At 37.9% G+C, this 22167-nt stretch carries 22 protein-coding genes; 6 read left to right on the top strand and 16 right to left on the bottom strand.

Annotated features, from left to right (window positions below):
* The first annotated feature begins 20 nt into the window (after nt 1-20).
* Nucleotides 21-917, top strand: coding sequence for a vanadium-dependent haloperoxidase (locus ACTWQM_RS16725; protein WP_443259304.1), 897 nt, complete (start codon nt 21-23; stop codon nt 915-917).
* A gap of 137 nt (nt 918-1054) precedes the next feature.
* On the opposite strand, the gene ACTWQM_RS16720 is transcribed toward ACTWQM_RS16725, so the two are convergent.
* On the bottom strand, nt 1055-4096 hold the full coding sequence (locus ACTWQM_RS16720) for a beta-N-acetylglucosaminidase domain-containing protein (protein WP_443259303.1): 3042 nt from the start codon (nt 4094-4096) through the stop codon (nt 1055-1057).
* Between the two features lie 267 nt (nt 4097-4363).
* Here ACTWQM_RS16720 and ACTWQM_RS16715 point away from each other — a divergent pair, with 267 nt between their 5' ends.
* On the top strand, nt 4364-5410 hold the full coding sequence (locus tag ACTWQM_RS16715) for an FUSC family protein (RefSeq protein ID WP_443259302.1): 1047 nt from the start codon (nt 4364-4366) through the stop codon (nt 5408-5410).
* Nucleotides 5411-5459: 49 nt separating this feature from the next.
* Here the strand turns inward: ACTWQM_RS16715 and ACTWQM_RS16710 are convergent, their stop codons facing one another.
* The 6 genes from ACTWQM_RS16710 to ACTWQM_RS16685 all read right to left on the bottom strand — a co-directional run bounded on the left by ACTWQM_RS16710 (nt 5460) and on the right by ACTWQM_RS16685 (nt 11499).
* Nucleotides 5460-5603, bottom strand: coding sequence for a hypothetical protein (locus ACTWQM_RS16710; protein ID WP_443259301.1), 144 nt, complete (start codon nt 5601-5603; stop codon nt 5460-5462).
* A 399-nt stretch (nt 5604-6002) separates the two neighbouring features.
* Nucleotides 6003-6911, bottom strand: coding sequence for a homoserine O-acetyltransferase MetA (gene metA, locus ACTWQM_RS16705; RefSeq protein WP_443259300.1), 909 nt, complete (start codon nt 6909-6911; stop codon nt 6003-6005).
* Nucleotides 6912-7174: 263 nt separating this feature from the next.
* Nucleotides 7175-7477 (bottom strand): DUF3892 domain-containing protein, encoded by a 303-nt coding sequence (locus ACTWQM_RS16700; protein WP_443259299.1) that lies wholly within the window; start codon nt 7475-7477, stop codon nt 7175-7177.
* A gap of 24 nt (nt 7478-7501) precedes the next feature.
* Nucleotides 7502-8686: a PqqD family protein gene (locus ACTWQM_RS16695; RefSeq protein ID WP_443259298.1), complete on the bottom strand. Its 1185-nt coding sequence runs from the start codon at nt 8684-8686 to the stop codon at nt 7502-7504.
* A gap of 171 nt (nt 8687-8857) precedes the next feature.
* Nucleotides 8858-10048, bottom strand: a complete 1191-nt coding sequence (locus tag ACTWQM_RS16690) for an HD-GYP domain-containing protein (RefSeq protein WP_443259297.1) — start codon at nt 10046-10048, stop codon at nt 8858-8860.
* Between the two features lie 236 nt (nt 10049-10284).
* Nucleotides 10285-11499 (bottom strand): EAL-associated domain-containing protein, encoded by a 1215-nt coding sequence (locus tag ACTWQM_RS16685; RefSeq protein WP_443259296.1) that lies wholly within the window; start codon nt 11497-11499, stop codon nt 10285-10287.
* Between the two features lie 158 nt (nt 11500-11657).
* Between ACTWQM_RS16685 and ACTWQM_RS16680 the strand changes: the two genes are divergently transcribed.
* Together ACTWQM_RS16680 and ACTWQM_RS16675 are read left to right on the top strand one after the other, a co-directional pair.
* On the top strand, nt 11658-12131 hold the full coding sequence (locus tag ACTWQM_RS16680) for a hypothetical protein (RefSeq protein WP_443259295.1): 474 nt from the start codon (nt 11658-11660) through the stop codon (nt 12129-12131).
* Nucleotides 12128-12622: a hypothetical protein gene (locus tag ACTWQM_RS16675; protein ID WP_443259294.1), complete on the top strand. Its 495-nt coding sequence runs from the start codon at nt 12128-12130 to the stop codon at nt 12620-12622. Before ACTWQM_RS16680 ends, ACTWQM_RS16675 begins: the two co-directional genes overlap by 4 nt.
* On the opposite strand, the gene ACTWQM_RS16670 is transcribed toward ACTWQM_RS16675, so the two are convergent.
* The 6 genes from ACTWQM_RS16670 to ACTWQM_RS16645 all read right to left on the bottom strand — a co-directional run bounded on the left by ACTWQM_RS16670 (nt 12623) and on the right by ACTWQM_RS16645 (nt 17958).
* Nucleotides 12623-13282 carry a reverse transcriptase-like protein gene (locus ACTWQM_RS16670; protein WP_443259293.1) on the bottom strand — a complete coding sequence of 220 codons (660 nt, stop codon included), beginning with the start codon at nt 13280-13282 and terminating at the stop codon, nt 12623-12625. It lies immediately after the preceding gene.
* Between the two features lie 318 nt (nt 13283-13600).
* Nucleotides 13601-13750 carry a small acid-soluble spore protein O gene (sspO, locus tag ACTWQM_RS16665; protein WP_443259292.1) on the bottom strand — a complete coding sequence of 50 codons (150 nt, stop codon included), beginning with the start codon at nt 13748-13750 and terminating at the stop codon, nt 13601-13603.
* Between the two features lie 53 nt (nt 13751-13803).
* Nucleotides 13804-14031 (bottom strand): hypothetical protein, encoded by a 228-nt coding sequence (locus ACTWQM_RS16660; RefSeq protein ID WP_443259291.1) that lies wholly within the window; start codon nt 14029-14031, stop codon nt 13804-13806.
* Nucleotides 14028-15200: a Ger(x)C family spore germination protein gene (locus ACTWQM_RS16655; RefSeq protein ID WP_443259290.1), complete on the bottom strand. Its 1173-nt coding sequence runs from the start codon at nt 15198-15200 to the stop codon at nt 14028-14030. Before ACTWQM_RS16655 ends, ACTWQM_RS16660 begins: the two co-directional genes overlap by 4 nt.
* Before the next feature lie 14 nt (nt 15201-15214).
* A complete protein-coding gene (locus ACTWQM_RS16650; protein WP_443259289.1) occupies nt 15215-16336 on the bottom strand; it encodes a GerAB/ArcD/ProY family transporter in 1122 nt (373 codons plus the stop codon).
* Nucleotides 16337-16368: 32 nt separating this feature from the next.
* Nucleotides 16369-17958 carry a spore germination protein gene (locus ACTWQM_RS16645; RefSeq protein WP_443259288.1) on the bottom strand — a complete coding sequence of 530 codons (1590 nt, stop codon included), beginning with the start codon at nt 17956-17958 and terminating at the stop codon, nt 16369-16371.
* Nucleotides 17959-18301: 343 nt separating this feature from the next.
* On the opposite strand from ACTWQM_RS16645, the gene ACTWQM_RS16640 reads away from it, so the two are divergent.
* Nucleotides 18302-19144, top strand: a complete 843-nt coding sequence (locus tag ACTWQM_RS16640; RefSeq protein WP_443259287.1) for a YitT family protein — start codon at nt 18302-18304, stop codon at nt 19142-19144.
* A gap of 7 nt (nt 19145-19151) precedes the next feature.
* Here ACTWQM_RS16640 and ACTWQM_RS16635 read toward each other — a convergent pair whose 3' ends face one another.
* Nucleotides 19152-20111 (bottom strand): MBL fold metallo-hydrolase, encoded by a 960-nt coding sequence (locus ACTWQM_RS16635; protein WP_443259286.1) that lies wholly within the window; start codon nt 20109-20111, stop codon nt 19152-19154.
* 338 nt (nt 20112-20449) lie between these two features.
* Here ACTWQM_RS16635 and ACTWQM_RS16630 point away from each other — a divergent pair, with 338 nt between their 5' ends.
* The gene (locus tag ACTWQM_RS16630) at nt 20450-20611 is read left to right on the top strand and encodes a hypothetical protein (protein ID WP_443259285.1); all 162 of its coding nucleotides are present in this window, start codon (nt 20450-20452) and stop codon (nt 20609-20611) included.
* 7 nt (nt 20612-20618) lie between these two features.
* Here the strand turns inward: ACTWQM_RS16630 and ACTWQM_RS16625 are convergent, their stop codons facing one another.
* Together ACTWQM_RS16625 and ACTWQM_RS16620 are read right to left on the bottom strand one after the other, a co-directional pair.
* Complete coding sequence (locus tag ACTWQM_RS16625; protein ID WP_443259284.1) at nt 20619-21407, bottom strand: serine/threonine-protein kinase; 789 nt, start codon at nt 21405-21407, stop codon at nt 20619-20621.
* Nucleotides 21408-21444: 37 nt separating this feature from the next.
* Nucleotides 21445-22104: a protein kinase family protein gene (locus ACTWQM_RS16620; protein ID WP_443259283.1), complete on the bottom strand. Its 660-nt coding sequence runs from the start codon at nt 22102-22104 to the stop codon at nt 21445-21447.
* Nucleotides 22105-22167 lie beyond the last annotated feature (63 nt).

Below are 22167 nucleotides of genomic sequence, written 5' to 3'. Positions count from 1 at the left end.
TATATGGAGGTGAAAATGAGTTGAAAACAAACTATTTAAACTGGTCTGAGTTACCATATGCAGGAGAAAAGAATCCTCCTACCAGCCCCGTCACTCCTTATGCAGGATCCTGGCCGCTAACCTATTTAAAAAGAAGCGAAAATGAAAGGTTTTTAGACACCAATGGGAAAAAATTAAAACTCCCTATAACACACCCTAATTTAATCAATTTCGAAAAAGAATTACGAATCGTTAGAAGAACACTACGAAATTTAACCACTAACCAAAAAGACATTGGTATCTATTATGGAACTGGAGTCCCTACTAAACAGTGGACACCCGTAATTGATCGCTTAATTGATTCATATGACGTTAGCCCAACGAGTTCTGCACGTATATTAGCCTCAGTACAGGGTGCTGTCAACGATACTATGATTATGGTATGGGATTTAAAATACCGCTTTGATGTAGCAAGACCTAATCAATATGACCAACGTATGAAAACATTACTATGCACCCCTCGTTTCCCAACTTATCCATCTGGCCATGCCACGATGTCAGCATGTACAGCAACTGTCCTAAGTTATTTTTTTCCTAAAGAATCAAAAAAACTTTGGAAAATAGCAAGAGACAATGCGCTCAGCCGTTTATATGCTGGAGTACATTTTCCATCAGATAATAATGAAGGACTGAGATTAGGGGAATTTATCGGAAATGTTGTCGTTAACCATCTAAAACAACAGACTGATAACAGATCTCAGCCTGTTGAAAATTTATCCAGGAATTTTCAGGATGCTGATATCTTGCCTGATGATTATCAACAGTTTATACCATATGATTTCCCGAAACGATGTAGCTCACTTTTGTTGAATGGGAATAACTATAACCACAAGAAAAATCGTAACATAAATGCTCCTAAGCCTTATTTAAATAGCTAATTTTTAAAACTTAACTTTTCGCCAAGCCTTAGTTGCACCTATGCAGTAGGAAAGGATCTATCCTATCTTATCCGCTAAAAAAGGGTCATCCCAGGACAAAATCCTGGAATGACTCTAATCTTTGTTACCTGCTTTTTTTAATTGTTCCACTTCGGAATAACTTCATAGATAGTTGGTGTTTCTGAATTTTCTTGCCAATTTAATCTAACCTTGTTTGATTCAATACCAGCCTCAACCTTTGAATATAGTCCTGAAAGTGTTCCAACTGTCACCCATTCATCATCCTCGTTCTCGATTTGTACTGTCGCTTTTGCCTGGGAATGTTCTCCCTGCAAAATGACAAACTCTTGAAGCATACGTTGCTTTGGATATGTTAATACGATAGACTCTCCTGCTTCTGGTGGTCTCTTCGCCTGATATGCACTAGACAATGAAGCATCTGCTAGATTACTAAGGCTAGTTCCATCTGCTGCCGGTGGTCCGCCACTCACATTGTCAGTTCCTTTATTACTTTGAACACGGAACTCCCTTACCTGAAGCCAATTATCCTGATCAGATAATGCCCTGTACCGGATATACCTTGCTTGAATGCTGTCAGTATCCAGCGTGACTTCTTGTTGATCACGTCTTTCTGTCAGCGTTGTCCAGTTTTCACCATCTACTGAATACTCCAATGAACCATGATCAATATAATCATCCGGGCTATCCTCTGAACCCATTAACAGCTTAATGTTATCTACCGTGTAAGTTTCTCCAAGATCAACCCCCACAGCATCATTTTTATTAACATGCTCGCCATTCCAGTAGATAGTATTATTGTCCCCATCAATCATATTGGACGAAGCATAATTTTGATAAGTTCCCATGGTCGTTAAAGGTAGGGTTTCAATTTCACCTTCTAACTTCACATCAAACTCTCTTACCTGGACCCAATTAACTTGATCTTCTATTGCACGGAATCGAATGTATCTTGCCTCAATACCTTCTGGCTCAGCCTGTATTTCTGCCTGATTATGTTTTTCAGTCAATGCAGTCCAGTTTTCTCCGTCTAGTGAATACTCTAGTACGCCATGATGAATATAATCAGCAGACTTTTCACCTGTACCCATTAATAGTTCAATAGATTCCACTGTGAAGCGATCACCAAGGTCAATTCCTACTGCATCTCCAGTCTTAGCTGCCTCATTACTCCAGTAATACGTATTTAAATCTTCATCAGTCATATTTGAGAGCGAATAATCCTGATAAGTTCCTAATGTACTCGTACCACGACTTGCTTTGATACCAAACCACTCATTATTTTTTTGAATGGCATTCGTTAAAAATGGCTTTATTACGCCTTCAGCAACTTTTTGTGATATATCATTGGCATCTTTTAATGCCTTCTGTAAAATTAGACGCTCGGTCCATGCAGATTCACCATTGTCTTCTTTTTGTGCCATCAGCATCTTAACTGCAGCTTTTCCCGCTTTTCCGTATAGCTTCGATTTCTCAAGGTATGGGGCAACTTCATCTAGAAAATTTTGATTCTCTAAATTGTTTTGAAGTTTGTCTGGCGCTTTTTCAAGCTGTGCAAATTCTTCTAGTAGTTTTTGGCTAACCCCATTTGTATTTCCACCATCATAACTATCCCAAAACTGTTGAATAAGTGATCTGAGCGTTAATGATTTAGTACCATTTATTGGTGATGAGTAGTTATTTTCTGCAAATGTCTTTAATGCTTCCGATACATCTCCACCAAATGACGCTATACTTCTCTTCCACGATTCATGTGGCTCATAGTCTTTTGGATTCCATGTATAATCTGCAATCGTATATAATGGGATTTTAGAGGCTTCCGCTTCGTTCATCGGGTTTGCTGTCAAGCCAATGACACCATGGTCTGATAAGGTACTATCCCTATTTACAAGCGGCCCAAGAAACAATCGATTTCGGTCATAATCATTAACTGGATAATTGTCCCAAATAAGCAGGTCATGTTTGAAAATCCGAGAAACCTGCTCTGCCTCGTCTGATCCAATTTTTTCGGGAACTACCGCAGAACCGGTCCACATGACGACAATGTCTTTATCTGCCAACTTGGCAAACCTTTCCCTGTAAACTGTCGAATCATTTCCTGCATAGTCTGTTGGAACCGTAATCAGAGGCTTAGCACCTTCATGAGTCTGAATAAATTCTTCATTAAAACGATTTAAAAGATATGCTTGCGCTGCAGCCGTTGGATTTTCATCGTCTCCAAACTTTTCCTTATCCTGTTCACAGTGAAGTTCATAACTGATGTCATCCAGGAAAATGGCATAGGAACGAACACCTAAGTCCCATACAGCTTCCATTTTATCCATTAATAATTCAAAATCCCTGTCCCCCGAATAACATACGGTATTACCCGGAGAGAGCGAAAAGGTAAATTCTACATGATTTTTATTTGCTTTATCGACCAGTTCTCCAAGCTGATTCAACTCATCTTCCGGATATGGTTCACGCCAATCCTCTCTATGATATGGATCGTCTTTGGGCGCATAAATATACTCGTTCATTTTATGTTCACTATAAAATTCTATTTGATTTAATCTGTCTTCATGTGACCATGGTGGACCGTAAAATCCTTCAATTGACCCTCTCATTGCCATCTCAGGCCAATCACGTATCTCAACTGCTGGAATCCAGTCACGTCCTTGCTTTTCCTGAATTAATTGTTCAAAAGTTTGGGCAGCATAAAACGTCCCGGCTTTATTCTTCCCAGCAAGCACTATCCGCTTTTTATCAGTATGTTTTGAGACTAGCACATGTCCCTCATCATTCAACCCTTTAGGACCATCCACATCAAGTTGTTGCAATATATCTGAGGATGCCCGATTTTCATCAGGTCCTCCGATCCAAATAGTAACAGGAGTGTCAGGTGCAGGCTCATCGGAACTTTTTCGGATGATGCGCTTGACATCTGCTCCTTCTAAAGCCTGTTCAACTTCTCGAATCGCTGCATCATCGGTACCTTCCCCAACAACAAGTCCAACAACAGGCGTTAACGAAAAACCTTTCCCTAGCACTTCCATCTCCTGTGGTGAAGGATTAATCTTTAAATTATGTTCTTTTGCATCTACATAGTGACCTGGTAGAAATGGAATAAGTACTAATAAACTAATGCCTAGCAAAAAGAATTTTTTTGATCGACTAGTCACGATATTCACCTTCCTTTAATTTAATTTTTCCAAAATTGAAAACACTTACAGTAAGGTTATCAACTTGGTTTATGCTTGTCTATGCGTAATTTGGTCTATCAGATCGGGCTAAATAGTACCTTAGTAGTAGTATTTTTTAACTCAAAAAAAGCCTTAAACCCCAAACGGGAATAAGGCTTCTTCTGTCATTTCACTCTATTCCATGGTCTGTCCCAAAGTCCTCCGCATATAAATAACAATATACGTTACATTTCAGGGGTGCTAAGCATGGAATTCAATATCGGCCCGCGTATGGTGAAAACTGGCCTTGCAGTTGTATTAACTTTACTGATTACAGGTGTGCTGGAACTCGACTTGGAAATTGTGGCGGCGATCGCTGCAGTTCTAGCTATGCAGCCTTCCATTATGCGGTCTTACAATTATATTAAAGAGGTTATTGTTTCCAATGGGGTTGGGCTTGCGTTTGCTTTGCTGGGGACTTTTCTGCTCGGACATCATCCACTTTCAGTTGGTCTGGTCGTTATCATATCCATTGCAATTAACGTTAGGCTTGGATTGCATAAAACCGTAAGCTTAACGGTCTTAACCATTATCGCATTGATGCTTGGAAACGAAAATGGGCTAAGTATTATGTATATTATTGATCGTTTATCACTGGTTACAATTGGAGTGTTTTCAGCCTTTATCATTAATATGATTGTTTTTCCACCAGATCATCAGAAGAATTTATTCAGCTTGATTAAAAGTGCCAGCGAGAAAACAAACTTCCTATTGCGAGTATTACCGACTAAGACAATGAACATTCCTGAAATGAAAAAGGAAGACAGAGAAATTGAGCAACTAATTAATGATGCAACAGAATACTATGACATTATATCTGACGAGAGGGGCCGTCTATTTATTAAAAACCGGCGGAGCTTTTACAGAAACATTATCATCTATAAACATATGATCCAGATGCTAAGCAAGAAACAGACATTAATTCGTCAGTTAGAGAAGAACTTCAATGAAATTGAGGCAATTCCAGACAATAAATCTTACTTTATAAAAAACCTGACAAAAGAAATGAACAGTTACAGCGAAAATATATTGCTTTTATACGAAAATAAAATCATCCCCAATATAGAACTGCAAAAGGAAACAAAGACAGCTATGCAAATTACAATTAATAATCTGATTGTGGAGCTCCAAGGAGCTGAACTTGATAAATGGAATTTTGTTTTTCCCATTGCAAACAGTATTATTGAACTTTTTTTCGAATTGAATAAGCTGGAAAGACTGGTGCGTATAACAGAGTTGAAGAGAAACAATTAGCGCATGGTACCATAGACTGCCTTTCCAGGGTGCCATGCGCAACTTAGGCTTATTTATTTTTCCGATTCATCTGTTTGTTTCCAGCCACTTTATGTGAAGTATCTGCACTGCCTTGATTTTCATAAAACTTAGCTTCCGGGTTATATAATTTATTTTCATCAGCAAAACCCTTTTTGCTTTTCCCTTTTGGCATGTGAATTCACCTCCATAATATTTAGGTTGTGTAATATAGATAACGTTATTCCAAGAACAAAAGTCACAAAGCGCCTGTTCAGCGCCGTATGGACTGGACTGACCCGTGTGAGATAAAGGATACACGAAGAGCGTAAGCTGCCCCACAGGACGTGGGGTAGTTCGACGTTGCCACAGGATGTGGTGGTTTTAGTCGAACATCCTTTATTTCCTTATCGTAGACACGGGGAGGGAAGTCCACTAGGCGCTAGGCGCTGGAGCTGGACGTCGTTGAATCGGAAGTCCAATTATCCACAGCACTTAAAGTTTATAATTTCCTATACAATCAAAAAAACTGCAATTCTCACGGTACATGAGATTGCAGTTTTATCTATTTATATGATCGCTTTACCAAGTGAAACTAGTCCCATTTAAACGGTGTTTCCTGATAGACATAGTAATTAAGCCAGTTCGAGAAAAGTAAATGACTGTGTGAACGCCATATGTTAGGTGGCTGTTCATTAACATCATTGTTTGGGTAATAGTTGGCTGGTATATCGATTTCCAGCCCTTTGTCAATATCACGTTCATATTCCTCAGCAAGAGCTGTCGCATTATATTCCAAATGACCAGTAATCATGATATTTTTCGCGTCTTTGGACATGATGATAAACGGTGCATCCTCTTCAGAAACGGACAAAAGTGTTAGTTCCGGATTCTTTTCAATTTCCTCCCTTGAAACATTCGTATACCTTGAATGTGGCGCATGGAAAATATCATCAAAACCGCGTACAAGATTAACGGTAGGATCGGATATGCGATGCTTAAAAATACCAAAGCTTTTCTTCGGCATCATAAACTTCTCAATCCCATAATGATAATACAGACTTGCCTGGGCTCCCCAACATATGTGTAGGGTTGAAGTGACATTCCTGTTCGCCCACTCCATAATTTCCTTCAATTCTTCCCAGTAGGTTACGTCTTCAAATTCCAATGTTTCAATTGGAGCACCCGTAATAATCATTCCATCATAGCGACGATTTTTGACATCTTCAAAGGTAGTATAAAAGTTTTCAAGGTGGTGTCTGCTCACATGTTTTGACCGATGTGTTGCAGTCCTGAGAAAACTGATATTGACCTGCAACGGCGTATTCCCCAGCAATCTCAACAGCTGCAGTTCCGTTTTCTCCTTTTCAGGCATTAAATTTAAGATTAATATATTAAGAGGACGGATATCCTGTGTTTTGGCACGGGCTACATCCATGACAAAGATTTTCTCCTGCTTTAACGAATCACTGGCAGGCAATTCTTTTGGAATATTAATTGGCATTTGACATCACTCCCCCTTTAAAGATTCAGACATTTCTTCCATTATAGAATTCCATCACAAGGTTGGCAATCATTTTGTGGAATAAATTTTGATGGTAAACAAATTTTTGTTCGCTAATAGTTAAGGAGAAGATATCGTATGATGGGGGAATTTAATCTGATTAATTGTCTAACATAACTATTAAAATAATACTCACCATTAAATCAAAAACTGCAATCCTCCGTTATACACAAGATTGCAGTTTCTGTTCCTAATATTTTTTATTAAAATGTATCCAGATTATCCAAGTTATTCTCCTTCACACCATCCGGTTCACTGCGGATAATATCCCTGCCATACTTATGGAAAACATCCACATGAGCCAGCTTACCTTCTTTTGCTTCACTTAAAGCCATCACATAATCAAGCTCTCTTCCCGTTTCTGTCTTAAATGCGATAATATCACCATCATCATTTTTGCGAACAGCTACTATTTGTTCCTGGTATGGATCTGCTTCAGGTTGTGGTGGGGCATCTGCCTGATTCTTATAATCATTAAATACGTTTTCGAAATTCTTGTTATCCATATAAAACACCTCCAAAACTTATACTTAGTATGTTCTGGAGGAATTGGATTTATGCCAGGAATAAATCAGTAAGCTACCCATCAGTATTGTTTGCCCAAGAAAAACAACCGCATCCCAAAAATATGGATTTCCACCTGGATGTAATAACTCAGGTAACGTTTGTGAATACGCATAATAAGCTTGTGGTATAAAATAAATGATAAATATACTAAATGTTAAAAGAATGCCACAAATATAAAAAACACTGTACATACGAACAAATTTTGCTTCGTCCTCAAACGTTTCAGTTGTGGAATCCTGCTTAATAAATGGCAGCCATCTGCTTAAGTACTGTCTCCCATTTTCCATCAAATTATAGCAACCTGTCAGATTTTCGCAAAGATAATATATATCTGTCTTCATATAAAAACAGCATTGGTAAATGGTTTTAATAAAAATATCAAGTATGACAATTCCCAGGATACCGATGAAAAGTGAGTTAGCTTCTGGAAAAGACAGTTTCAGAATGAACGCAATAAGAATCATAAATTGGTCGAAACATATGCCAGCAAGATATAAAACATTTCGCTGCTTCGGTGACAGCTTCCATGCTGGTGACAAGTCTGTTTGGAATACAACAAATAATAATCGATGCCCAACGTCCAGCTTAGCTGGTAAGCCATGAGAACGAACGGCTAAAATATGACCAATTTCGTGAATCATAATTAATAACAGACTAATGCCCATAAACGTTAAAATGTTAAATGTTATGGCATCAAAGATAAATAAATCCTGGTATGTAGGCATCAACTGTGGATTTGAGATTACAAGAAGTATATTTAAAATTATAATGGCCATAAAAAGCTTTTTTGTCACTTTATTAAAAAAGAACTGTCCTACTTTTGGTGAAAGCCACGTAAATCCCTGAGGAGAATCATTTTTTTTAGTAACCTGGACCTCTTCACCATCAATTTCCTTTACAAGGCCTAGCTCTACAAGTTGTTCAGCAAATTCAACTAAATCCACTTCCTCCTCCGGATGGTGTGGTTTCAGCTGTCGCTCGATTTGTTCTAGTGCAACACCTTGATTAATTAAATGGATGGCATCAATACAGATTTTAGGCATCTCAAAAAAGTCACCAGAAAGACTTTCTTCAACAATATAATGCTTCTTATCTTCTCGAATCGTTAGAGGATATAAGGTAAGTTGGGATTGCAAGGATATATTCATATTAACACCACCTTTTTGAAAAAGGAAAAATTGGATGCTAGTTTTCTAGCATCCATGAAAAATAAATTATTCTTAAATTGTGTAAGATACTAACGTACGAACCAAGGACACCACCAGCATGTCACTTTAATTTTGTTAAGTTTACGGATCTTCATAGTAATTTCACCCCCTTTAATTTCTGGTTGCAGTTTCTTTTAAATTTTCATCCTTATTATAATAGTTATTGTGGTAATCTGCCCAAGAAGGAAATACTTTCTCAAAAAGGTCGACTAATTTTGGATCAAACTGAGTGCCTTTTCCGGAGATAATTTGGTTATATGCTTCCTCTATAGGTAGTGCTGACCGATACGATCTAGAGGATGTCATTGCATCAAATGCATCAGCAATTGCTGTTACTCTCGGTAGCAGATGTGTCTCTTCACCCTCTAAACCATCAGGATATCCTTTGCCATCCCAACGTTCGTGATGATGATAAATTACATCAATGTTGTCAGCAATCCCTTCCACTTGTTGAACTGCATCCGCACCGACTCTTGGATGAGTTTTAATTAAGTCAAATTCTTCAGCTGATAGTTTACCAGGTTTAGTCAATATATAATCTGGGATATGAACTTTACCAATATCGTGTAATAAACAGGCATAATAAAACGATTTTAAATCTTCTTCCTTATATTCGCCTGTTTCTCTCGCCAAAATCATCGCGTATTGTGCTACTCGTTCACTGTGGCCACGTGTATATGGATCCTTTAGTTCCAAAGTCGCTATAATACCTTTAACAATACCTTCTAACTGTTTATCATAAGAGTTCTTCACCGCAGAAACATAACTTAGAAAACGATTAAGAAGTATATAGGCAATCATTGCCAAAATACCTACCATAAGTAATGGCAGTATAACTAGAGTATCTTGTATAGCAAGCCCAACAACTATAAATTTTAAAATAGTACCTAAAACTACTAGATTAAAAAACTTCTTGTTCACAAAGATGGGAGCAAAAAGGACTATAACTATTTCAATTACATTACCACTGCCATAGGGAGCATCATTCCCTGAGTAAACCCAAATATCATTTACAATATTAAAAAGTGTAAAAGTTATAAAGTATATATATTTAATTGACCCAGGGGTATTATTTTTTATTAAGTAATAGGATATTGGTAAAAGGACTAACATAATTACGTACATAATGTAATTAAAACCAAATGTAGGTAAACCTAGTCCTTCACTCCAAGGATTATCAGGTAATATGTAAAAATAAAAGACATCATATACGAAATATATGATATAAAACAACCACAAAAACCATATAGTCGTTCGTTTCTCTTCATTTAAAAAGGTAGAGCTTCTATGTTGATTCTGCATTTCGTAGTCCTCTCTGAATCTAGTATTCTATTATTCATTAATCTTCCTAGTTACTTAGTAGTATAAGCTAAGTGTCGAAATATGTAAATAATGGTAGTATACCGGAAAAGAATTGTCTAAATAAAACAATATTTGTAACTATATACCTACCTTAACATACAATAGTATTCCAGATTACCCCATTCATGAATCACCCCAAAAGTTTTTTGAGGTGATCCATTCTTCCAACATTTCCTTTAAATCAGTAAGAAATCATTTTCATAAATATAGGAATAACCTATATCAATAAACAAAAAATGCTGATCAGTTAATGGGTAACTGAAGGTCCTTACCATTTCCCTTGTTTCAATATCCGAATAAATGTCGGACAACATACCTTTTTTCCATGTTTTCATTTGCATTACATTTTCAAGGAAATAGGGACGAAACGCCCAGTTCGACCCCTTTTCAAGTGGTTCCTGCTCCCAAATCCCGTCTCTTCTTCGAAAGTTTGAAGATACCTGCAGTCCATTGCCATTACAAATAAACATTCGAAAGCTTTCTACATTAAATTGGTTGGTAATTTCTTCAATAAACAAATCCGCCTTATCAGGTCCGTCCCATTTGGAAAGTAACTTTTTAATCTTTTCTTCCCATAATAAGACTAAGGATAGCCGTTGCTCCACCAATGATTTCTCACGTTGAATATAGCCATCAACTTTCTTCTCGAGATCTAACGAAAGCGTTTCACTCGATGCAAGACTGAAATCTGGTTCTGCCAGGTAGTGTCCTTGATAATAACGTCCTCCATGTTTCCATGCAAAGTGCAGCTGAGCATCAACCTCAATATTTTCAAACAGCATTGCAGCTCCTATTCGACGGGCCAGCATGGATAATGAATACATAATATCCTGAAATCCTTCCGTGTTATAAGTACGAATGATTTTAGTATTTATTTTTAAAATATGAGGTTCAAGCTGCCGGATTCGATCAATGTTCGAGCTCTTAGCCCCCACGCGATCAATAGCAATTTTTATACCATATGTTTTGTAGTAGTTAAGCAAATGACTAAGAGAATCAAATTCTTCATCAAAATCATGTTCTGTAACTTCTATGACTACCCTATTCATAGCAAATCCTCTTTGCTCAAAGGTGAGCAGCGTTTCTAATAAGTATTCACCATTATCTATCATAAGTTGTTTAGCATTCCGATTAATAAATAAATAGCCCTCTTTGTTTAATTCAAGCATTTCCGAAATAGCTATATCCAGTAAGTACTGGTCCACTTCAACCTTGAACTCTTCTGGGACTTCATTATCTTGAAAGAATGTGCCAAGACTTCTCCACTCATGACCATCCTGAAATCGGCCCAGTACTTCATAGCCAATCACATCATACCGAACAGCACTGATAATTGGCTGATATACAGGCTTTACCTTCTCTATATTATCAACAATATCTAACGGATCCATGAGCCTGCCTCCCCTAGTTCATTCTCATCTCTACTGTTATTATAGAACTTTTTGAATCATTTTAATAATTATCTGCTAACAATTTATTGCTCTTAATTTTTATGTATTACTACCTGGTATAAGCCAATACTACATATAAAGATTATTTGGAGGTTTATATGGAAATTGTGATCTTCTTTTTCATAACATGGCTTGCTGTATTCATGTACTGTCTAATGCAGAAAGAACTGACACTGGTAGAATCTACATTTGTATTTCTTATTGTCTTAGTAGTAAGTATCAACTTTTCATGGATTATAATGGAAGAGCTGAAGTTAATAAAGCTTACTGAGAAAGGCTTACCTTACACAGCCTTCTTATTAAACCGCAGCATTATTATCCCAATACTTATTTTAATGCAACTAAATTTTCTAGTTAAAAGTGAATCCCACTTAATGAAAACGGCTATTTTATTTTCATCCGTACTAGCACTTGTTGGAGTAAGTTTTCTCTCAAGCTCTTTAAACATAACTGAATTCACAAAGTGGAACCTTGGTTATGAAGCAATTTACTATTTATGCCTTAACCTAATTGGCATGATTGCACTTAAAATAATGAAAAGTATTCCTATGAATGCGGTGAATCACTCATGATGTTATGGGAAGCATTTGATAAGAATGAAATATATATTTTAATAATGCTGCTAGTTGCGTATGCTGCTTTTTTTATTTTCCCGAAAAAACTCCCCCGACGGATTACGGTATTATTCCTTGTATGGGGTTTTACAAGCTCAACGTTGTTTGACTTTACTATTGGTGGCGGTTTACTTGACTTCTATAAGGTTAATGACTCAAATAAATATGAATTATTTGACCTGGTAACATACTTCTTATTTGCTCCCTTTAGTTACTTTTTTGTATATTTTTATCATCGATTCCAAATAAACAGGAAGAAAATAATATTCTATATATTAGGATGGAGCACACTTGGGTTATTAATGGAAGTCGTATCTAAATTTATGGGATTAATACAGTATCAAAATGGCTATAACATAAAATACTCTATAATCGTGTTTTTAATTGTTCAAACAACAACTGCACTTTTTTTTGAACAAGTTATGAAACAACAAAATATGGAGAAATAGTTAAGCCTTCACTTCACTCGTACTCGTTATTTCAATCTCTTTTAACGCCTGGGATGCTAACTGATCTGCTTCTTTATTGCCTTTTCTGGAAACTAGCTTGTATTCGGCGTCAATACCCAGCTGGCTGACATGTCTTTCAATTCGATCAGCCCACTTGGCTAATTCCTCTTCGTAACATGGCCAATCCTCTTTTAGCTGGTTAATGACAACCTGAGAATCACCAATAAATGTAACAGGTAAATGATGGACACCTAAAAGCTCCAGTTCCTGTATCCCAAGGTGTAATGCTGCATATTCTGCCTCATTGTTCGTTTCAAGTTCCTCGATAAGAGCATTTTTACGGAGGCGGTATGACTTGTTATTTTGCTCATAGTAAATTGCACAGCCTAGGCCTGATTTATTAGTTTCCAGATCAAATCCACCATCAAAATAAACCGTCACATGATGAGGCTCCGTTTTGATCTCCTCCATCTGTTTCCTAAGTTCCTTCAGATTCCATCTATTTTCATGATTATCAATAAACATGATATTTTTCATTCGTCCTGTTTTTTCCAAGTCTTCAGCTAATAATAGTGCTTTCTTGGCACGCATCTCCTCTGACGTGAACGTTGCTTCAGTTCCCTTTGATGTTGTATAGGATAATTCAATTCGGACATTCATACTAAAATCCCCTTTTTAGATAACTTAGCTTATCGCCAAGCTTTAATGGCTAAAGCTTTAGTTGCGCTTATGCAGTAGGAAAGTATTTATGCTTTTGTATAAAATACCTAACTTGCGGGCACAGAAGCCCTTACTTTACATATATCATGGTTATTTGACTATACTTGTGTGAAATAAGGTCCCTGGTGTCCGCTAACCTCAAATTTGCTATATTAATAATTTTCATGATAGATGGTGGTTGCACATTCAGCAAACATGGTGCTTTCTTAACTGCTAATGAAATGGGGAATGTAGAATTAATACATCCCCCCAAAACTGCTATTGTCGTTTTTTGGTCTTCTTATTATTTTGTCGTTCAGTTTCAGTTAGCGGCTCATTCGCAAATTCATGATCAAAATCCTTTGATAAGTTTTCTCTTACAGCTTGCTCATCGCTGACGCCACTATCATTTTTCCTTCTCTTACCCATATAATACACCTCCACACGTGTAGTTTGGCAACAATGAAGGCTTTATATGTAACTTATTGACTTTCCAAAATTGCCAAAGGACCTAAAATCCAATCAACTAATTCAGTCGGACCAGGCATTTCCGGAATGTAGATGAGAAGGACCGCAAGCAAGACCGCACCAATCGTCACTATGACAAAAGCGCGTTTCTCCTTCTTCAGGCCCTCGTCTATTTTGGGCCATTCATATATTATGATAAGGATAATAACCACGATGATCATCAAGACATTTATCAGTCTCATTGCCCAGTCTCCCTATCTTCCGGCATCCCTGGGGGTGATGTGGATCTGCCTGGCCGCTTAATTTTAACGTCACTTTTAATGGTAACACGCACTTCAGGAAATTTTTCCTTCCATTTATGTTTTACTTTAGCCCATTGTTCTGGATAATTCCGGTGAAATACCTGGCCAAAACCTAATATATCTGCCTGCATGTCTTTCTGGACATGTTCTAAGGCTGTACGGATACGCTTGTCAATTTTTGCTTCCAGTTGCTTCTCAAGTTTTTTTACAATATCAGGGTTCATTAAATTTAATCTTGTCTGGTTTTCAACAACATCATCAATTGAGTTAATTTTGACTGTTATAGTCCATTTGCCATTCTTAATTTTGGGTATTAGTTCAGAACTGGATTTTATATTGAACGAAATATGGCCATCTGTATTCTCCGGCTTTATGGTAACAGCAGCACTATTAACTTCATTTATTAGCCATAAAACACCTCTTGTCACCTTGGAATCTAGTTGACCAACCATTTTTCCATTCTGGAAAACTGCTGTACCATTTATAATTAAGCCTACTGTATTAGGTGGTTCCTCTTCAATTTCAAGTAAAGGCAATGCCACATTTTGTCCCAAACCTGCTGACATTTGAAGTAATTCTTTTGCATTCACACTCATTCCAACCTTTAAATTTGCTAATTCCCTGGCAACCTCTGAAGAACTTTTTTCCAAATCGGGTGATACTTTAAAGAAATCAGCGGGGTTTCCTTTTGTAATAAAAATAAAAGATCTCATTCTAGGATTCGGATGCCGTGCTAAAAAGTCAATATGCTTACGGATTCCTTTTTTGGCCATTTCTTCACTAATAAAGATAACGAGACTGTGTCCCGAAAATAACCGCCGTGACAGTTTTTGCTGCATTTTGGAGTTGGCATCATAGGCAGTTTTGCCTTTATTTTTTTCTACCGTTGTAGGCTGATCACTCCCTTGTTGCCCGCCCCCCATAGCGGCGGGATTCACCAACTGGTAAGAAAGTTCAAGCTGATCATCGTCTGTTTTATGTAGACCTATTCCGATAATAATTGCTAAATCATTTACCTCCTTACGATCCCAGCAGCCGGCAAGAAGGAGAACCACTAAGCAGACAGACGGAATAAACAGTCGTTTCGCTGTTAAGGATAGCCAGTTCATCATTCTCTCCCCCTTCACATCATGGATTGCTTTTCTTCAGTATTTTGGTTATTGGAAAACTTTCCACGTATAACGGCAATAACCAATAGAATACTTGGGATGAGAGCCAGGAAAGCAAAAGCGTAAACAGGAAAAATACTACTTAAAAATTTCTCAAGTTCCTGTAAATTTGCTGCTGACCAAAAGCCTAGAATTGCTATGAAAATGCCAATCGGAAAAACCATTGGCCGATAATCAGCTAGGTTTAGCCATTGAGCAGTGCTAAGAACGACAGCGTAGTAGAAAACCGAAATTTTAACGAATATTCCACCGACCCAAATTGCCATCACAATGGAATCAAGGTGTTGTATGAATTCAGCTATACTAATAAAACGTGCTGCTTCCATAACGGGATACGTAAAATCAGCTGTAATATTACCAAATACAAAAAGCGTCACCATGTTAATTATAACCAGCGTCAACATTACAGCTACTACTGTCATTACACTCCATTTTACTGCTTTATTTCGGTTGCTTAGGAATGGTAGCAGAAAAGAGATCATAAAAAACTCCAAATACCAGCCTCCTGGCACCACTGCTCCCTTTAAAGAAGGCATTATTCCATTTTCAAATACCGGATATAAATTTGCAGGTTCTAATTCAGGGGTCAATAATAGAATAATCAATACGAATAAAACTGTCACAATAGGCACAAAAATCTGAGCACTTCTGGCAACTACTTCAATTCCGCCTCTTACAGCAAGCGCACAGACCAAAGTCATGCTACCCATCACAACCATCATTGGTGTTGTCGGAAGAAAGTTACCTTTCACAAACTCGCCATATTCCCTTAAAACAATGCCACATGTATGGGCCAAAAAAAAGATAAAGACAAGTCCAATTATTTTTCCTAGCAATTTACCAACAATCTTTTCACTATATTGGATGAAGGTCTGCCCTGGATAACGCTTATTCAGTTGAATAGCGAGAAAAACAGCCAGAAAACCAGTAACAGAACCCCATATCGGTGAAAGCCACATATCCTGTTCCGCATGTTTTCCAGTAATAGACGGAACAAGAAGGATCGCAGTTGCTAAAATGGTCGGATAAATCAGAATTGCCATCTGCAGGCTATTAATTTTTCCTTTTTCTATCATTTTGGTCCACCTCCATCCATGACATCGGTTGTTTAATCCTTACCTCTAATTGGAGACGGCTTCTGGTTATTTGACTGGCGATATTTGTTATATCTTCCAGTAAGATGCGGTCTTTTGTTCAGTTTCCACCACGGACCACGCATCAGCACATCCTTCATACCTTGCCCATCCATCGGCGCCATTGGGCTAAGATAAGGCACACCAAATGAGCGGAGTGTTGCCATGTGGATAATGATCACCATAATCCCCATCATAATACCAAGTAAGCCAAGCGTTCCTGCTAAAAGGATCATAGGAAAACGAAGCATCCGAACCGCTATCGTTGCTGAATAACGCGGAATGGTAAAGGAAGCAACTCCTGTCAATGCAACAACAATTACCATCGGAGCTGACACAAGACCTGCCGAAACAGCCGCTTCCCCAATAACCAGGGCACCAACAATACTAACAGCCGACCCTACTTGTTTCGGAAGCCTAAGACCTGCTTCGCGAAGTGCCTCAAATGTAATTTCCATCATCAATACTTCCACCAATGCTGGAAAAGGTACCTGTGTACGTGATGCAGCAACACTGAATAATAACGTTGTAGGGATCATCTCCTGATGAAATGTGAGCAGTGCCACATATAATGAAGGAAGAAACAGTGAAATCAACAGAAACAGATAACGCAGCCAGCGAATTGCAGACCCGATTATAAAGCGTCCATAGTAGTCCTCACTCGACTGCAGGAGCGAATAAAATGTCGTTGGTACAACCAGTACGTATGGTGTACCGTCAACTAGGATAGCAATACGTCCCTCCAATAAATTTCCGGTCACTACATCAGGCCGCTCGGTCGCTAAAGTTTGCGGGAAAGGAGAGTACGGGTTATCTTCAATGAATTCCTCCAATACTCCACTTTCCAATATACCATCGACATCTATCCGGTTTATTCGGTTGATTACCTCCTCCTGCAATGATTGATCAGCAAGTCCATCAACATAAGCAAGCATTACTTTCGTTTTGGTATATTCCCCCACTTCCATAAATTTCATTTTTAACTTGGGACTCCGGATTCTGCGCCGGAGCAGCGACATATTGACGCCTATCGTCTCAACAAAGCCTTCTCGTGGACCTCTGACAACCATTTCCGCCTGTGGTTCCTCAACAGACCGCTTTTCCCACTTGGGTAAACCTAATGCAAAGCCTGTTTTCTGTTGATTGACTAAAATGATTGGATTTCCCGATGAAATTTCATTAATACTATCTGAGAAAGTCTTAACTTCTTTAACACTGGAAGTTGATACTTTTTTATGTATTAATGTATCAACAGAATGATTTTCTCCCATTGGCGAATTAATGAGCGGAGTTATGACACTATCATCAATTTCTTCAATATTTGACAGACCTTCTATATAAATGAGAATAGCCTTATCTTGTTCACCTATGTAAAACGGACGAAAAACAACATCAGAACAGTTTTTATAAATCGAACGAAACATATTTTCATTATCAGTTAAATTAGTAGAAAGTAAGGCTTCCTGATCAACAGTTGACTCAACGTCAGGAATATTGTTCGCTTTATTGGATTCCCCTTGTTTTCTTCGTTTATTTAGTAAAGACAGTATCCCCTTTTTGCCCATTATCCATCCTAGCCATCCCTTCTTTATCAATATTATTTTAGGTTGGCACTATCGCAGGAATTTTATTCGCATAGAACGAAATGGGGGACGTGAGGGACAGGTTCCTTGTCCCATAAATATTTTGCATTTCGGGAGTATTCAACAGATGTGGTTTCACACGCCAATTACTGTTTTATGTACCTTTGTCGTGCAAAAATCGTAGTAGACTATTCTTTCAATGTTATATAGTCGTTTTACATTTAATATTTGTGGGAACATTAAGGATGGAATTTAGAAAGTGCGGCTTGACATTAACGTGGGAAAACATACGTTTTGCAGGGCAGTGATTTAAGGAGAAAAAACTATGCCAAAACTTATTAGTGATATTTCACTTATTATTATCGGTTCCATGATTTACGCATTGGCTCTAACATTTTTAGTGATACCAAACCAATTAGCGGAAGGTGGCATACCTGGAGCATCAATTATTCTACACTACGCATTCGACTGGTCCCCCGGAATTGTGAACTTTGTTTTGACATCCGTGATTTTGCTGGTTGGATACCGTGTATTACCTAGACGGACGGTATTTCTGTCAGTCTTAACAGCACCGCTTATTTCCTTCTTTATATTTATATCTGAGGGAAGAGCTGAACCGTTAGGCGACCCACTCGTATCGGCAATTTTCGCCGGTTTTATTATTGGGATAGGTGCCGGGTTAATCTTTCGTACCGGCAGCTCCATGGGTGGTTCGAGTATTATCGCACGGATGTTTCACTATAACTTAGGTTGGGATTTAACTAGAACAAACTTTGCGCTGGACTCGTGTATCGTCTTATCCGGCCTGTTAGTAATCGGCCCGCTGAATACCATGTACACGATTGTTTCTCTTTTTGTCGGAAAAAAATCAACAGATCTCATTATGGAAGGTTTGGACACGAGAAAGGCAGTCAGTGTAATCTCTACCCAAGCATCGGCTTTAGCAGACGAAGTAATTAAGGAAATGAAAACAAGTGCAACTGTATTTAAAGGGTATGGCGGATATTTAAAAGAAGATAAAGATATGACGTATATTATTATCAATAAATTTCAATTGATGAGACTCAAGCGCATCATAAATTCTGTCGATGATCGGGCTTTTGTGGTTATCCATGACGTTCGCGACGTTTTTGGCGGCAGCTTTTCCTGGCCAACCAAAAAAAAATGAAAAGACCTCACCCTGGACTGGGACGAGGTTCCTGTCCCTTCTGTCCCGCTGCTTGAAACTCGGCTACTCCATCAGAGTCTTCCCGTTTTATTTTCCCGGCTGTCTCCAAATAGATTAGACGCGTTAATATTGCCATGAATGGTGCAATCAATAAATCTTTATCACCATAAACTTCCTGGCATAATTGATAAGCTGTTTTCCTTTCATGCTTTACAGATTCAAATACCTCCTGCAACCGATGATCATGTCTGGATTTTAATTGACTTACCCGTTCACTGAAATTTTCTATCAAGTCTCCATGACCTGGCAAGGATACATCTGGCTGATAGTTCTTAATATGATCTAGGGATTTATAGTAATCTTTCAAAGTATTGCTTTCTTCACCTGACCATAATCCGATTACGGGAGAGATATCTTTTAACATATGATCACCGACAAACATGATCCCTTTCTCTTCGTTATATAAACAGAAATGATCTGGTGCATGTCCCGGGGTCCAAATAGGTTCATAATAATCTTCTCCGATTTTGACATTCTCAATTTCTTTTATTAGGCCATCCGGTTCGAAATCATAAATAAAAGTGTCTTCTTTCCCCCTCAAAGGAAACCCTGGACCACCGTGTGTTTTAATTAATTCATCTAGCCTATCTCTTGTACCCGGCACACGGCGTTCCTCGAGTTCATTCATTCCTAATTCAAATATGTAAATAGGTACACCAATATCCTGCTGAAACCATTTAGCAAGCCCAATATGATCCTGATGCGTATGCGTCAGGATTACTTTTTCGATTCCAAAACCGGAAGCCAATACCTTTTTCCATTCGTTCTTTGCTTCTTTCGTGTTAATGCCGGTATCAACAACTGTGTAACCCCGATCACCTTCCACCAGATAACAGTTCACATCATTTTTTCCAGAATTAAAATGGATAACCAATTTATATATATTCTCAGTCACTCTCTCCAACATGTTACATCACCCTTCATTGTGGGACAAATGGGGACAGGAACCTTGTCCCACTTACTTGTAGTTTTTTATAGTAATTAGATTGTACTTTGATTATTTAGGGAAACCCTGCCTGATAAACAAATCAAAAAAACTGACAACCCCCCCATGTAACAACCAATCAACCTATTATCATAGGAGTTGGCCCCCAGCTTTACAAAACCTCCGAAGAGCAGTATTGAACAGAACTGAAGACCTTCCCGGGACGAGGAACCTGTCCCTACTGTCCCAGAAATGCAAGGAAGATGTTTTGTTATGTTAAACTTAAGGGAACAGTTTAAAGAGGCGAAAGGAGGTATACAATGTTTAAAAAAATTAAGAAGCAGCTAAAGCATATCACTGAAGGAAGCAGTAAACGAAGACATGGTCATTATAATCATGGAAGCAGCAGCAGTAAAAGGCATAGTCAGAATCCAATGAGCGGAAGCAATCGATACAAACGAAAAGGCCGAAGCAGCAGTTAATACCGCCCTAGTCCATTTCGTTTCCATTCGCTTCAAGGGCAGTACGCAGATCCATTGAAATATCAGTTATATCAGAATATGGGGCGTTAATTCGTAATAACCTTTTCAACAAATAAACGGTCTCTTTATGTAATGAAAGTTCTTCTGTCCAAGGAAGAGCTTTCTTATTTTCGGAACTGTACGATGTATAAAGTAAATATAAAAGTATATCTCCAATATCATAGTAATCCTGTTGCTTTAACTTAAGGAGTTGATAAGGTGAAAAACCCGTGTTTTCCTGCCTGGTCAAGCCGAAATCAATTAAAAAAAGCTCCTCATTCTTAAATATCATATTAGGAATTCGCAAATCCAGATGGAAAATGTTACGACTATGTAGATAGTCCACCAGTTCGAGTAGCTGCACAAGAGTAAGCAGGGCCTCTTTCTCTTGAAACGTTCTATTATGTAAAAAGATCAAGTCCTCCAGGTTTTCTCCTGCAATGAAGCTCATTGTATAAAAATAGTTCCCGCCAGCTGAAAATTCCTCATATAACCGCGGCATCCTACTGTGATCCAGTTTGCTTAGTACAGTCAATTCTTTTTTAAATAAATCAACCTCTTTGTTATCCCTGCGTTTACTTGGCCGAAGTTGTTTTACCACCTTATTTATTTTCACTTCTAAATCTTTCACAAGATAAACAATCCCATAGCTCCCTGTGCCTATTACACGCAAAACCTGGTAACGATCGTTTATAACCACACCATCCTCAATCGGGATATCCACAAAAAACTGCTTAAGCTTTCGAACTGTACGCATAAAAGAAACTTTCCTCACCTCTTTTAAAGACTTCCATTTAATTTCTGTTTTTTATCTTTTTCCATTCTTTAGAACTGCTTTTAAAAGAAGGAAAATTAAGGGATTTCCTATTATATAAATAAGCTATCCCATTTAACACAAATACGGGAAATCTCTTTGGGAAATATATTTTATTGTAAAACATGTACAAAGCTTTCCTAAGGTCATCCCACTGCTGAAAATTTTTAGTTTGTCTAAATCTCGCCACATCAATTAACTTTACATTACCGTCGGTTGTTAAAATAATATTTCGCAAATGGATATCTGAGGGTGTTAAACCCTGCTGTCTAACCAGATAAAGGGCATGGTCAATTTCTATGATATTTGTTTCAGTCAACTTGATTCCATAAGTCAAACAATCAAACAAAGTATTCCCCTCAACGAAGTCTATTAATAGGAAATTACTTCCCGATTCATATAAGGTTGGGAAATAAGGATTACTTCCCAAAATATTATATACTTCAGCCTCTTCCAACGCTACTTTTTCAAAATTGGGATAGAAAACCTTAAGCGCTTTTCCAGTCGATCTAACTTTGAATACAAACGCACTTTTCCCGCTTCCAATTAATTTCAATGATGGATCTTTACTGATGACCGAAGCCCTATACTTACTGCTTTTTATTTTAACACTATTGGCCAACTCTATAATTGAACTCATTGTTTTGCCCCTTCTCATTTCAATCTCAGGATTTGCAAAAGAAGTCTGTTATATTTACTTTAC

It is taken from the genome of Virgibacillus sp. L01, assembly GCF_052246775.1.
Lineage (GTDB): Bacteria > Bacillota > Bacilli > Bacillales > Amphibacillaceae > Lentibacillus.
Note: the sequence above shows the minus strand (reverse complement) of the source record. Positions and strands in the feature narration are given on the sequence as shown.